Source organism: Escherichia sp. MOD1-EC4550 (genome assembly GCF_963876935.1).
In the GTDB taxonomy this organism is placed as follows: Bacteria; Pseudomonadota; Gammaproteobacteria; order Enterobacterales; family Enterobacteriaceae; genus Escherichia; species Escherichia coli_F.
Window position 1 is genome coordinate 260,198 of sequence record NZ_CAWNSE010000009.1, and the last position, 12,560, is coordinate 272,757.

At 49.8% G+C, this 12,560-nt stretch carries 15 protein-coding genes and 1 pseudogene; 9 read left to right on the forward strand and 7 right to left on the reverse strand.

Annotation, left to right across the window (positions count from 1 at the left end):
- The first annotated feature begins 15 nt into the window (after positions 1-15).
- Entirely contained in the window at positions 16-1,197 is a 1,182-nt protein-coding gene (nimT, locus tag AACU19_RS06500; protein WP_000128490.1) for a 2-nitroimidazole transporter, read from the forward strand.
- A gap of 54 nt (positions 1,198-1,251) precedes the next feature.
- Positions 1,252-1,599, forward strand: coding sequence for a DUF488 domain-containing protein (locus tag AACU19_RS06505; protein WP_001354723.1), 348 nt, complete (start codon positions 1,252-1,254; stop codon positions 1,597-1,599).
- A gap of 21 nt (positions 1,600-1,620) precedes the next feature.
- On the opposite strand, the gene yoaF is transcribed toward AACU19_RS06505, so the two are convergent.
- Positions 1,621-1,875 (reverse strand): DUF333 domain-containing lipoprotein YoaF, encoded by a 255-nt coding sequence (gene yoaF, locus AACU19_RS06510; protein ID WP_000691930.1) that lies wholly within the window; start codon positions 1,873-1,875, stop codon positions 1,621-1,623.
- A 182-nt stretch (positions 1,876-2,057) separates the two neighbouring features.
- Between yoaF and dgcP the strand changes: the two genes are divergently transcribed.
- Genes dgcP through yoaJ form a run of 3 tightly spaced genes read left to right on the forward strand, consistent with a single transcriptional unit; the run spans position 2,058 to position 3,291 of the window.
- On the forward strand, positions 2,058-3,083 hold the full coding sequence (gene dgcP, locus AACU19_RS06515) for a diguanylate cyclase DgcP (RefSeq protein WP_001559244.1): 1,026 nt from the start codon (positions 2,058-2,060) through the stop codon (positions 3,081-3,083).
- 32 nt (positions 3,084-3,115) lie between these two features.
- Entirely contained in the window at positions 3,116-3,214 is a 99-nt protein-coding gene (locus AACU19_RS06520) for a YoaK family small membrane protein (protein WP_001219350.1), read from the forward strand.
- Positions 3,215-3,216: 2 nt separating this feature from the next.
- Positions 3,217-3,291: a protein YoaJ gene (yoaJ, locus tag AACU19_RS06525; RefSeq protein ID WP_001386836.1), complete on the forward strand. Its 75-nt coding sequence runs from the start codon at positions 3,217-3,219 to the stop codon at positions 3,289-3,291.
- A 58-nt stretch (positions 3,292-3,349) separates the two neighbouring features.
- Here yoaJ and AACU19_RS06530 read toward each other — a convergent pair whose 3' ends face one another.
- The 5 genes from AACU19_RS06530 to dmlR all read right to left on the reverse strand — a co-directional run bounded on the left by AACU19_RS06530 (position 3,350) and on the right by dmlR (position 6,152).
- Complete coding sequence (locus AACU19_RS06530) at positions 3,350-3,598, reverse strand: GlsB/YeaQ/YmgE family stress response membrane protein (RefSeq protein WP_000512153.1); 249 nt, start codon at positions 3,596-3,598, stop codon at positions 3,350-3,352.
- A 147-nt stretch (positions 3,599-3,745) separates the two neighbouring features.
- On the reverse strand, positions 3,746-3,928 hold the full coding sequence (locus AACU19_RS06535; protein WP_000513737.1) for a DUF1869 domain-containing protein: 183 nt from the start codon (positions 3,926-3,928) through the stop codon (positions 3,746-3,748).
- A 3-nt stretch (positions 3,929-3,931) separates the two neighbouring features.
- A complete protein-coding gene (gene yeaR / locus AACU19_RS06540) occupies positions 3,932-4,291 on the reverse strand; it encodes a DUF1971 domain-containing protein YeaR (protein WP_000939317.1) in 360 nt (119 codons plus the stop codon).
- Between the two features lie 172 nt (positions 4,292-4,463).
- A complete protein-coding gene (gene leuE / locus AACU19_RS06545; RefSeq protein WP_000457194.1) occupies positions 4,464-5,102 on the reverse strand; it encodes a leucine efflux protein LeuE in 639 nt (212 codons plus the stop codon).
- Between the two features lie 126 nt (positions 5,103-5,228).
- Positions 5,229-6,152: a DNA-binding transcriptional regulator DmlR gene (gene dmlR, locus AACU19_RS06550; RefSeq protein WP_105271125.1), complete on the reverse strand. Its 924-nt coding sequence runs from the start codon at positions 6,150-6,152 to the stop codon at positions 5,229-5,231.
- A 102-nt stretch (positions 6,153-6,254) separates the two neighbouring features.
- On the opposite strand from dmlR, the gene dmlA reads away from it, so the two are divergent.
- The 4 genes and pseudogenes from dmlA to yeaX all read left to right on the forward strand — a co-directional run bounded on the left by dmlA (position 6,255) and on the right by yeaX (position 11,376).
- Entirely contained in the window at positions 6,255-7,340 is a 1,086-nt protein-coding gene (gene dmlA / locus AACU19_RS06555) for a multifunctional D-malate/3-isopropylmalate/tartarate dehydrogenase (protein WP_105278830.1), read from the forward strand.
- A gap of 249 nt (positions 7,341-7,589) precedes the next feature.
- Positions 7,590-9,199: pseudogene (yeaV, locus tag AACU19_RS06560) on the forward strand (BCCT family transporter YeaV).
- A 31-nt stretch (positions 9,200-9,230) separates the two neighbouring features.
- The gene (yeaW, locus tag AACU19_RS06565) at positions 9,231-10,355 is read left to right on the forward strand and encodes a carnitine monooxygenase, oxygenase subunit YeaW (RefSeq protein ID WP_096263816.1); all 1,125 of its coding nucleotides are present in this window, start codon (positions 9,231-9,233) and stop codon (positions 10,353-10,355) included.
- Between the two features lie 55 nt (positions 10,356-10,410).
- A complete protein-coding gene (yeaX, locus tag AACU19_RS06570) occupies positions 10,411-11,376 on the forward strand; it encodes a carnitine monooxygenase reductase subunit YeaX (protein ID WP_105278831.1) in 966 nt (321 codons plus the stop codon).
- A 53-nt stretch (positions 11,377-11,429) separates the two neighbouring features.
- Here the strand turns inward: yeaX and rnd are convergent, their stop codons facing one another.
- Positions 11,430-12,545, reverse strand: a complete 1,116-nt coding sequence (gene rnd / locus AACU19_RS06575) for a ribonuclease D (protein ID WP_123057657.1) — start codon at positions 12,543-12,545, stop codon at positions 11,430-11,432.
- Positions 12,546-12,560 lie beyond the last annotated feature (15 nt).

Here is a 12,560-nt window from a genome sequence, read left to right on the forward strand (position 1 = left end):
AACAATGAGAAGCATATGACCTGTTCAACTTCATTAAGCGGCAAAAACAGGATTGTCCTTATCGCTGGCATTCTGATGATTGCCACAACATTACGCGTCACCTTTACCGGCGCAGCACCGTTACTGGATACGATTCGTTCCGCTTACTCGCTGACGACGGCGCAAACCGGCTTATTGACCACCCTGCCATTATTAGCCTTTGCGCTAATCTCACCGCTGGCTGCCCCGGTGGCGCGACGTTTTGGTATGGAACGTAGCCTGTTTGCCGCGTTACTTTTGATCTGTGCTGGTATTGCAATTCGCTCTCTCCCTTCGCCTTACTTATTATTTGGCGGTACAGCGGTCATTGGCGGTGGGATTGCATTAGGCAATGTCTTACTGCCAGGATTAATTAAACGCGATTTCCCTCATTCCGTCGCCAGACTTACCGGCGCATATTCCCTGACAATGGGAGCTGCGGCGGCACTGGGATCGGCTATGGTCGTGCCGCTGGCTTTGAACGGTTTTGGCTGGCAAGGCGCGTTGCTCATGCTGATGTGTTTTCCTCTGCTGGCTCTTTTTTTATGGCTGCCACAGTGGCGAAGTCAACAACATGCAAATTTGAGTACCTCACGCGCCTTACATACTCGGGGTATCTGGCGTTCGCCGCTTGCCTGGCAGGTAACATTGTTTCTTGGGATCAACTCACTCGTCTATTACGTGATTATTGGCTGGCTTCCGGCGATCCTCATCAGTCACGGCTATAGCGAAGCACAGGCGGGTTCACTGCATGGTTTGCTGCAACTAGCCACAGCAGCTCCCGGTTTGCTGATCCCACTTTTCTTACATCATGTGAAAGATCAGCGTGGTATTGCAGCGTTCGTTGCCTTGATGTGCGCAGTGGGCGCGGTTGGGCTCTGCTTTATGCCAGCACACGCGATCACCTGGACTCTGCTTTTCGGTTTTGGTTCCGGCGCAACAATGATACTGGGGTTGACGTTCATTGGTCTGCGGGCAAGTTCTGCGCATCAGGCGGCGGCACTCTCGGGGATGGCACAATCCGTCGGGTATTTGCTGGCAGCCTGTGGGCCGCCACTGATGGGTAAAATACACGATGCTAACGGTGACTGGTCCGTACCACTGATGGGTGTTGCAATACTTTCACTACTGATGGCGATTTTCGGACTTTGCGCCGGGAGAGACAAAGAAATTCGCTAATATCCGGTGCTATAGTGACGTGACAAATCATGCGTGAAAGGGAGAACAAATACGATGAATATTCAGTGCAAACGCGTTTATGATCCGGCTGAACAGAGCGATGGTTATCGCGTACTGGTCGACCGCCTCTGGCCACGCGGTATCAAAAAAACCGATTTAGCCCTTGATGAGTGGGATAAAGAAATCACGCCGTCAACGGAACTGCGCAAAGCCTTTCACGGCGAAGTCGTCGATTTTGCAACCTTTCGCGAGCAATATCTTGCAGAACTGACGCAACACGAGCAAGAAGGAAAGCGGCTGGCAGACATCGCCAAAAAACAGCCGCTAACCCTGCTCTACTCAGCAAAAAACACCACGCAGAACCATGCACTGGTGCTGGCCGACTGGCTACGTAGCTTGTGATTTTAGTGCAGCATCCGGCGGTTATTTTTCACCAGCCGGATGGTCCCGTCGCCACAATGCCCATTCATCAATCGTTTCACCGCCCGGTAATTTGCAATTGTTGCTGACCCCTTGCGCTGTCTGCACAGGAATGAGCGTCCCGCCCTTCTGCTGGCAATAGACCGACGCCGGATTTGCCATACCAATCTGCGGCGGTTTAGGTGCTTCTGGCTGAGAAGGGGTTGAACAACCAGCCAGGACCAGCAAGCAAGGCAGAACAAAACTGATAATTTTCATTTATTGATCTCACATATTTATCCAGGCTTAGAGTATCGCGGTATCGTTTTGTTTTGCAGCACTATTTTTATTACATTCACTCAAATCATATTACGCCTTGTTTCATCTTTGTTGTTGATGTTTTATCATGCCTGCAAAGATTAAATAATCAGCATTTACCCGCCGTATCCTGGAGTTGTTTCGTGTCAGATCAGATTATCGCCCGCGTCTCGCAATCCCTTGCCAAAGAACAGTCACTGGAAAGCCTGGTCCGACAGCTTCTGGAGATGCTGGAAATGGTCACTGATATGGAATCAACCTACCTGACCAAAGTGGATGTCGAAGCGCGCCTGCAGCATATAATGTTTGCCCGTAACAGCCAGAAAATGCACATCCCGGAGAATTTTACCGTCTCGTGGGATTACTCGTTATGCAAACGCGCCATTGATGAAAACTGCTTTTTCAGCGATGAAGTCCCCGACCGTTGGGGCGACTGTATTGCGGCACGAAATCTTGGCATCACCACATTTCTGAGCACGCCAATTCACTTACCGGATGGATCATTCTATGGCACGCTTTGCGCCGCCAGCAGTGAGAAGCGCCAGTGGAGTGAACGCGCGGAACAGGTTTTGCAGTTATTCGCCGGACTGATTGCACAATATATTCAAAAAGAGGCGCTGGTTGAACAGCTGCGCGAAGCCAATGCCGCACTGATTGCGCAATCGTATACCGACTCGTTAACCGGGCTACCGAATCGGCGGGCGATTTTTGAAAACCTGACGACGCTGTTTTCTCTTGCGAGGCATCTTAACCATAAGATAATGATCGCATTTATCGATCTGGATAACTTCAAATTAATCAATGATCGTTTTGGTCATAATAGTGGCGATCTGTTTCTTATTCAGGTTGGCGAGCGCCTTAATACGCTCCAGCAAAATGGCGAAGTTATTGGTCGTCTCGGCGGTGATGAGTTTTTGGTTGTTTCACTGAACAATGAGAATGCAGATATTCCATCGCTGCGAGAACGTATTCAACAGCAAATACGCGGAGAATATCACTTAGGTGATGTTGATTTGTATTATCCTGGTGCCAGTCTTGGCATAGTAGAAGTCGATCCTGAAACGACCGATGCAGACAGCGCCCTGCATGCTGCCGATATCGCGATGTATCAGGAGAAAAAACACAAACAGAAAACCCCTTTTGTCGCGCATCCAGCGCTACATTCCTGAGGCGTATTCACATCCTTTTGATTGGTGATAACATGCGAATCGGTATTATTTTTCCGGTTGTAATCTTTATTACAGCGGTCGTATTTTTAGCATGGTTTTTTATTGGCGGCTATGCTGCCCCGGGAGCATAAAGATGAAAAAAACAACGATTATTATGATGGGTGTGGCGATTATTGTCGTACTCGGCACTGAGCTGGGATGGTGGTAACGTCACATCTAGAAAATAGCAAAGGCTGCCTGTGTGCAGCCTTTGTGCAATTTAAGCGTTAACTTTTAATCTTTCTGTAGATAAACAGCACGACAATCGCGCCAATAACGGCAACCACGAAGCTGCCAAAATTGAAGCCATCGACTTTACCAAAGCCAAACAGCGTGCTGATCCATCCGCCGACTACGGCACCGACTATCCCCAGCAGGATAGTCATAAAGAATCCACCACCATCTTTACCTGGCATGATCCACTTCGCCAGAATACCGGCAATAAGCCCAAAAATAATCCATGACAGAATGCCCATTGTTTCCTCACTTATCTGTTTTGCATTAGCGGGTTAGTCGCTGATAAAAAGCATAGCACAACATCAGGAGGGCAAGATTTGTGACAAGCGTCACGGAGGATTTTTTTGCAATGGCGCAGAAATTGCGCCATCTACGATCAGTGATAATTACCAACCACAAACATCATGTTCGTTTTCCGTGTCATAAGAACGCACGGTATTCACCAGATCTTTTATCACTTCAGCCGCCACTTCTGGCACCAGCAAAGTCATCGGCGTCTCTGTTTCATAATCGACAGAAACGCCATTACTGTTATTGGTGACGGTCACGGTATACGTTGCTTTGCCCATGATTCATTTCCCGTTATGAATGACTTTTCGTTGTTGCGCGCCTTCCATCAGGACTTCAGGAGCAACGAAGAAGTCAATGTTGAAATAAGTGTCGTCAGTCATGGCTTCAATGTTGTGCCACTTTTCTGGCGGAAACACCGCAAACTGCCCCGCTTCGATAAGGATCACCTGATCAGGCTCTGCACTGTGTTCATCAGCGTAGCCGAGATATTTGACCGCCCCATGCATAACGGAAAGGCGTGGGTAAACCCCCGGGCGCGTTCCTTTATCAAGATGACGTTCGAATATTCCGGCAGGCGCAGTTTGTTTATTCCAGAAAGGCGTTGAGCGCGTATGAATATAATTCTGTGGGATTTGCAGCATCCTTTTCCCTCCTTCGATGAATGTGCTGAAAACAGTTTATTTCAGCCGTTTCAGGGTACGCCTGATAATTTGCATTTTAAATACCATTTATTGGTTACTCTTTAGCACCGTATCAGCGATGAATAAGGAAAGATTACAGGCAGGAAGCCCGCGATAACGCGGGCTGAAAGCATTAGGACTGCAGCGTCGCCAGTCGGGCGGCAAAACCTACGAACATCAAACCAATCAGTGAGTTGCCCACTTTAGCCAGTTTCTTTTTGGTACGTATGTACTGTGTGACAAAAGCACCAGAAATAATCAGGAAGCTCAAATAGCAGAAACTCACCAGTTCCAGCGTCGTCGCCAGAATAAAGAATGAAATTCCCGTATGTGGAGCATTAACATCGATAAACTGTACAAAAAACGACACATAGAACAAAATGGCTTTCGGATTAGTCAGGCTCAAAATTAACGCGCGCTTAAAGATGGCACCGTATTGGGGCTCGTCGGATTTGACCTCGCTATTTTTACCCTTCAGGGTCGCGTAGAGAATTTTACTCCCCAGGTAGAGCAAATAAAACGCACCGAGATAACGTACAATGTTGAATAATATCGGGGTGGTTTTAATTAATGTCGCCACTCCGGCCCATGCCAGAAACATCAATACTGCATCGCCAATAAATACGCCACAGGCCGCAAGATAGCCGCCTTTGATACCGCTACTGACGCTATTTTTGAGTACAAACAGGGTATTTGGCCCTGGCACCAACACAATAAAAATGGCTCCAACCAGATAGGTCCAGTAATTCAGTACCCCGTATTCAGCGAACACATTAACCTCTTTAATTATCTATCGATCATGCGCGATTAAAGGTGAATATGCTAACCAATCTCTAGCGGCTTAGAAAGGAGAAAATCAGGGTTTAACCTGATATCAACCCGATAATTGAATCATTAATCAGGCGTGGTCCAGTGAAAAATTCGGGTAGTGCTCGGCAAAATACTGGCGTAAAAATTCTACCGTTATCCGCACTTTCGCTGACGTCGCCAGCCTTGAAACATAAACGGCCCAGACATTTGCTGGCTGGTAATACTCCGGTAGCACTTGCACTAAATGTCCACTGGCAATATTTTCGCTAACATCCCACCAGGAGCGCAGAGCAATCCCCTGCCCATCGAGACACCACTGATGGACAATTTCTCCATGATTAGACGACAGCGGGCCGGTGACTTTAATCGCATGGTGGCCTTCTTTATTGCGTAATTGCCAGACACCAAAAGGATGATCGCGCTCTTTAATGACCAGACATGGCAATGCAGAAAGGTCGGTTAAATGTTTCGGCGTGCCATATTGCGCAATAAATTCCGGCGAAGCGCAGAGAATGCGGTAATTGGTCGCCAGTTTGCGGGCGATTAAATTAGGGGCGATGTCATCGCCAATGCGAATATCGAGATCGACACCTTCATTGACCAAATCGACCAACCGGTCTTCCACATCAAAACGTAATTCCAGTTGCGGATACGCTTTCGCCAGCGCTGATAACGCCGGAGCCACTACCTGTCGTCCAAAACCAAAGCTGCTGATAATACGCAACATCCCCTGCGGCACCTGACGCACGTCAGAAAGCTCGTCCATCATCTGGCCGACATCTTGCAAAATCCGCTGCGCCCATTCATAAATCCGCTCTCCTTCTTCGGTAATGGTGACGCGGCGGGTGGTGCGGTGTAACAACACCACGTTTAGCGTTTGCTCCAGCAAGGCGATGCGCTTGCTGACGAACGCCGGTGAAACGCCCAATTCTTCTGCCACGGAGGCAAAACCAGCCCGGCGAGCCACCAGCATAAAGACGCGCAAATCGTTCAGCAGCGGTAAATTATTCATGATTCGTGTTTTATGTTTCACCAGTTACGGGGATTAATTCCTTTTCAGTCAATTATAGGATGAGGGTATTGTCAATTTTGATGGTCAGGAAGTGAGAACCCAATGATGAAAACGATGCGTATTGCTGCGATCCCGGGAGACGGGATTGGCAAAGAAGTCCTTCCTGAAGGGATTCGCGTGTTACAGGCTGCCGCTGAGCGCTGGGGCTTCGCCTTGAGTTTTGAGCAAATGGAGTGGGCGAGCTGCGAGTATTACAGCCATCACGGTAAAATGATGCCGGACGACTGGCATAAGCAACTTAGTCGTTTCGACGCCATCTATTTTGGTGCCGTCGGCTGGCCGGATACCGTTCCGGACCATATTTCGTTGTGGGGTTCGCTGCTGAAATTTCGTCGTGAGTTCGACCAGTACGTCAACCTGCGCCCGGTTCGTCTCTTTCCTGGCGTTCCCTGCCCGCTGGCGGGAAAACAGCCTGGCGACATCGATTTTTACGTGGTCAGGGAAAACACCGAAGGCGAATATTCCTCGCTCGGCGGTAGAGTGAATGAAGGTACAGAGCATGAAGTCGTCATTCAGGAATCGGTATTTACTCGTCGTGGTGTCGATCGTATTTTGCGCTATGCCTTTGAACTTGCGCAAAGCCGCCCACGTAAGACGCTAACTTCTGCCACTAAATCGAACGGTTTAGCCATCAGCATGCCGTACTGGGATGAGCGAGTGGAAGCAATGGCTGAGAATTACCCGGAGATCCGCTGGGACAAGCAGCATATTGATATTCTCTGCGCACGTTTTGTGATGCAGCCGGAACGCTTCGATGTGGTGGTGGCGTCTAATTTGTTTGGCGATATTCTTTCCGATCTTGGCCCGGCCTGCACCGGCACCATCGGCATTGCCCCATCCGCCAACCTGAATCCAGAACGCACTTTCCCGTCGCTCTTCGAGCCAGTCCACGGTTCCGCGCCGGATATCTACGGGAAAAATATTGCTAACCCTATCGCCACAATTTGGGCCGGTGCAATGATGCTCGATTTTCTCGGCAATGGCGATGAGCGTTTCCGGCAAGCGCATAACGGTATTCTGGCCGCGATTGAAGAAGTGATTGCTCACGGGCCGAAAACACCTGATATGAAAGGCAATGCCACCACGCCACAGGTTGCCGACGCGATTTGCAAAATTATTTTGCGTTAAGGTCAAACCAGTTTATTTGAACCGCGTCACTGACGCGGTTTTTTTATTCGTTCTTTGCAGTAAATAACCTGCGTCATTTCACCTTTTATTGTTTCCGTTTCGTGTTTTATGGCTTTCCGTATTCTTAATTGTTTAATTTATGTAACATGTAAATAATCAATTTGTTAAACACAACATACAACTCATACCCTGCAAATAATTACAACTGGCAAAAGCCAGAGACGGGCTTTTATGCCCAGGAGATGACTCATGATGAGCAATGTTAAGAAAAAAGATGTGCCGTTGATAAGCATCAGCCTGGTGGCCATTCTTTTCATCGCAGCTGCATTAAGCCTTTTCCCACAACAATCGGCCGACGCGGCCAACGCAATATACACTTTTGTTACGCGTACGTTAGGTTCCGCCGTACAGGTATTGGTTTTGCTGGCAATGGGACTGGTGATTTATTTAGCCACCAGTAAATACGGCAATATTCGTCTTGGCGAAGAAAAACCGGAATACAGCACGCTCTCCTGGCTGTTTATGTTTATTTGTGCAGGTTTAGGTTCTTCTACGCTTTATTGGGGGGTTGCTGAATGGGCCTATTATTATCAAACGCCTGGATTAAATATCGCACCGCGTTCACAACAGGCACTCGAATTTAGCGTTCCCTACTCCTTCTTCCACTGGGGCATCAGCGCCTGGGCAACTTATACGCTGGCCTCTTAATCATGGCTTATCACTTTCATGTGCGGAAAAATAAAGGGCTGAGCCTTTCCGGCATTATTGCTGCTATTACCGGCGTTCGCCCGCAAGGCCCGTGGGGGAAACTGGTCGATTTGATGTTCCTGATCGCCACTGTCGGCGCACTGACCATTTCCCTTGTTGTCACCGCAGCAACCTTTACCCGTGGGCTTTCCGCGCTGACCGGTTTACCCGATAACTTTACCGTACAGGCATTTGTGATCCTGCTTTCCGGCGGCATTTTTTGCCTAAGCTCGTGGATTGGTATCAACAACGGTTTGCAACGTCTAAGCAAAATGGTTGGCTGGGGCGCATTCCTGCTGCCATTACTGGTGCTGATTGTCGGTCCAACCGAATTTATTACCAACAGCATCATCAATGCCATCGGCCTGACCACGCAAAACTTCCTGCAAATGAGCTTATTCACCGATCCGCTTGGCGATGGTTCATTTACCCGCAACTGGACCGTTTTCTACTGGCTGTGGTGGATCTCATACACCCCTGGCGTAGCAATGTTTGTCACCCGAGTTTCGCGCGGTCGTAAGATCAAAGAAGTTATTTGGGGCTTGATCCTCGGAAGCACCGTCGGCTGCTGGTTCTTCTTCGGCGTAATGGAAAGCTATGCTATTCATCAGTTTATCAATGGCGTGATCAACGTCCCGCAAGTGCTGGAAACGTTGGGCGGTGAAACTGCCGTTCAACAAGTTCTGATGTCATTGCCAGCCGGTAAATTATTCCTCGCCGCATACCTGGGCGTGATGATTATTTTCCTTGCCTCGCATATGGATGCGGTGGCCTACACTATGGCGGCGACCAGTACGCGAAATCTTCAGGAAGGTGACGACCCTGACCGTGGTCTTCGCCTATTCTGGTGCGTGGTGATCACCCTGATCCCGCTTTCCATCTTGTTTACCGGTGCTTCGCTGGAAACAATGAAAACTACCGTCGTCCTCACTGCCCTTCCCTTCCTCGCCATTTTACTGGTGAAAGTCGGCGGATTTGTTCGCTGGCTGAAACAGGATTACGCCGACATTCCGGCTCATCAAGTTGAACATTATCTCCCGCAGACACCGGTTGAAGCCCTGGAAAAAACGCCAGTGCTCCCTGCGGGAACCGTATTCAAAGGCGACAACTGAGCGCCATCATCCTAACGATAAAGGTATCCCTATGAGCAATCTGAGCCCTGACTTTGTACTACCCGAAAATTTTTGCGCTAACCCACAAGAGGCGTGGACCATTCCTGCCCGTTTTTATACCGATCAGAACGCGTTTGAACACGAAAAAGAGAACGTCTTCGCCAAAAGCTGGATTTGCGTCGCTCACAGCAGCGAACTGGCGAATGCCAATGATTATGTGACGCGTGAGATCATTGGCGAAAGCATCGTGCTGGTACGCGGTCGTGATAAGGTTTTGCGCGCGTTCTATAACGTTTGCCCGCACCGTGGTCATCAGTTATTGAGCGGCGAAGGGAAAGCGAAAAATGTGATTACCTGCCCGTATCACGCCTGGGCATTCAAACTCGATGGCAACCTGGCCCATGCGCGTAACTGCGAAAACGTCGCCAATTTCGATAGCGACAAAGCGCAACTGGTTCCAGTACGTCTGGAAGAATATGCCGGATTCGTCTTCATCAACATGGACCCCAACGCCACCAGCGTAGAAGATCAGTTACCCGGTCTGGGGGCGAAAGTGCTGGAAGCCTGCCCGGAAGTCCATGACCTGAAACTGGCGGCCCGCTTTACCACCCGCACGCCTGCCAACTGGAAGAACATTGTCGATAACTATCTCGAGTGCTATCACTGTGGTCCGGCGCATCCAGGTTTCTCCGACTCCGTTCAGGTTGATCGTTACTGGCACACCATGCACGGTAACTGGACGCTGCAGTACGGTTTCGCCAAACCGTCCGAACAGTCTTTCAAATTCAAAGAGGGCACGGATGCGGCATTCCATGGTTTCTGGCTGTGGCCGTGCACGATGCTGAACGTCACCCCGATCAAAGGCATGATGACGGTCATTTATGAATTCCCGGTGGATTCTGAAACTACCCTGCAAAACTACGATATTTACTTCACCAATGAAGAGTTAACCGACGAGCAAAAATCGCTGATTGAGTGGTATCGCGATGTGTTCCGTCCGGAAGATTTACGTCTGGTTGAAAGCGTACAGAAAGGGCTGAAATCGCGTGGCTATCGTGGTCAGGGGCGCATCATGGCCGACAGTAGCGGTAGTGGCATTTCCGAACATGGTATCGCCCATTTCCATAATCTGCTGGCGCAGGTGTTTAAGGACTAATGACATCGGCGGCGGTATTTTCCGCCGCCGGGCTGATTTTTGATGGAGTACAGCAATGTCAGACTATCAAATGTTTGAAGTACAGGTGAGTCAGGTTGACCCCCTTACCGAACAGGTGAAACGCTTCACGCTGGTGGCAACCGATGGCAAACCATTACCTGCGTTTACTGGAGGAAGTCACATCATTGTGCAGATGAGCGATGGTGATAACCAGTACAGCAATGCGTACTCACTGCTGAGTTCGCCACTCGATACGTCTCGTTATCAGATTGCCGTTCGGCTGGAAGAAAACTCGCGCGGTGGTTCGCGCTTTTTGCATCAGCAGGTGAAAGCAGGCGATCGGTTGACCATTTCGACGCCTAATAATCTGTTTGCGCTAATTCCCTCGGCCAGAAAGCATCTGTTTATCGCGGGCGGTATTGGTATCACCCCTTTCCTGTCGCACATGGCAGAGTTGCAATACAGCGACGTCGACTGGCAGTTACATTACTGCTCGCGAAATCCAGAAAGTTGCGCATTTCGTGATGAGCTAGTCCAGCATCCGCAGGCCGAGAAAGTCCATTTGCATCATTCATCAACCGGAACACGACTGGAATTAGCGCGATTATTGGCGGATATCGAACCTGGCACACATGTTTATACCTGTGGCCCCGAGGCGCTAAATGAGGCGGTAAGAAGTGAAGCTGCGCGTCTGGACATCGCCATCGATACGCTGCACTTTGAGCAATTTGCTATCGAAGACAAAACCGGCGATGCATTTACGCTGGTGCTTGCCCGTTCCGGAAAAGAGTTTGTGGTGCCGGAAGAGATGACTATTTTGCAGGTTATTGAAAATAGTAAAGCAGCGAAAGTGGAATGTTTATGTCGTGAAGGGGTATGCGGAACCTGCGAAACGGCAATACTGGAAGGTGAAGCTGACCATCGGGATCAGTATTTTAGCGATGAAGAGCGTGCCAGCCAGCAAAGTATGTTGATCTGTTGTTCACGCGCGAAGGGTAAACGCCTGGTTTTGGATTTGTAGTTTGCCGAAGCCGGATGTGGCGCTGAGCGCGCCCAGTCCGGCTTCGGAAGATTTTACTGTGGATATTCCTGCAATAAATTGTGTAATGCTTCCGCCATCAGCTCACCACGCCAGCCGGAAATCAGCTCCGGCAAATTGTTCTGCGGTTTCAGTTTCCAGTGCCAGTTCAGCAGCTGGTTGATTTGCCGACGCGATGCCAGCAATTCGGCGCTGATCTTGTGTGTTTCGCTCACGTCAGTAATCAACGACTTAATCGCTTTAAACGCTTTACGATAACCCGGCATGTCCATCAGGTTAAGCATCGGCTGCGGTAAGGTCTCTTCCGGCAATGTCTGCGCTTTTTCCACCAGCGCCAGCAGCGTTTTACCGTGAAAGCGGATTTCGCTACCGGATAAGCCCAGGCTGTCCAGTTCGCCTAAACTTCCCGGCATATAACGCGCTACCGACCACAAATGCTCTTCACGCACGACAAAGTTCACCGCCAGATCGCGCTCCCGCGCCTTGCGCAGTCGCCAGTCGGCTAACAGTTGCAGACAGGCCAGTTGGCGTGTGCGTAACTGCCAGGCATTGGTGATATCACGCCAGGTATCTTCCGGTGCAACGACTTCCTGACGACGCATTTGCATCAGGCGGCATTCATCCAGCGCCGCAGGTAGCCAGCCGGAGGCCTCCGTTTCTACCATAAGCTTTGCGGTGATCGGTAACAGATACCAGACATCCGCCGCTGCGTATTCACACTGACGTTCGGTCAGCGGTCTGGCCAGCCAGTCGGTGCGCGATTCACTCTTGTCGAGCGTAACGCCGGAATACTCTTCCACCATGGAAGCAAAACCCCATGACATCGGGCGTCCGCAGAAGGCAGCAAGGATTTGCGTGTCAATCAGGGGTTGTGGTAATTCGCCAAAGACATTGAGGAACACTTCCAGATCTTCACTGCCTGCATGGAGAAATTTTGTGATGGACTGATCGCGCAGGATCGCTTTCAGCGGTGACCAGTCGGTGATCCCGAGAGGATCAATTAGCGCCAGATGCTCGCCATCGAAAAGTTGAATTAGACCCAGCTGCGGGTAATAGGTGCGCGTACGAACAAATTCAGTATCCAGGGCTATCGCCGGAAAGGCACGGACAGCTTCACACAAAGAAGCCAGCGCATCGTCCGTGGTAATCATTTGGTAATTCAAATT

Coding starts and splice junctions, on each gene's coding strand:
- nimT (WP_000128490.1), top strand. CDS start 16: ATGACCTGTTCAACTTCATTAAGCGGCAAAAACAGGATTGTCCTTATC.
- AACU19_RS06505 (WP_001354723.1), top strand. CDS start 1,252: ATGAATATTCAGTGCAAACGCGTTTATGATCCGGCTGAACAGAGCGAT.
- yoaF (WP_000691930.1), bottom strand. CDS start 1,875: ATGAAAATTATCAGTTTTGTTCTGCCTTGCTTGCTGGTCCTGGCTGGT.
- AACU19_RS06520 (WP_001219350.1), top strand. CDS start 3,116: ATGCGAATCGGTATTATTTTTCCGGTTGTAATCTTTATTACAGCGGTC.
- AACU19_RS06530 (WP_000512153.1), bottom strand. CDS start 3,598: ATGGGCATTCTGTCATGGATTATTTTTGGGCTTATTGCCGGTATTCTG.
- AACU19_RS06535 (WP_000513737.1), bottom strand. CDS start 3,928: ATGGGCAAAGCAACGTATACCGTGACCGTCACCAATAACAGTAATGGC.
- yeaR (WP_000939317.1), bottom strand. CDS start 4,291: ATGCTGCAAATCCCACAGAATTATATTCATACGCGCTCAACGCCTTTC.
- dmlR (WP_105271125.1), bottom strand. CDS start 6,152: ATGAATAATTTACCGCTGCTGAACGATTTGCGCGTCTTTATGCTGGTG.
- dmlA (WP_105278830.1), top strand. CDS start 6,255: ATGATGAAAACGATGCGTATTGCTGCGATCCCGGGAGACGGGATTGGC.
- yeaW (WP_096263816.1), top strand. CDS start 9,231: ATGAGCAATCTGAGCCCTGACTTTGTACTACCCGAAAATTTTTGCGCT.
- yeaX (WP_105278831.1), top strand. CDS start 10,411: ATGTCAGACTATCAAATGTTTGAAGTACAGGTGAGTCAGGTTGACCCC.
- rnd (WP_123057657.1), bottom strand. CDS start 12,545: ATGATTACCACGGACGATGCGCTGGCTTCTTTGTGTGAAGCTGTCCGT.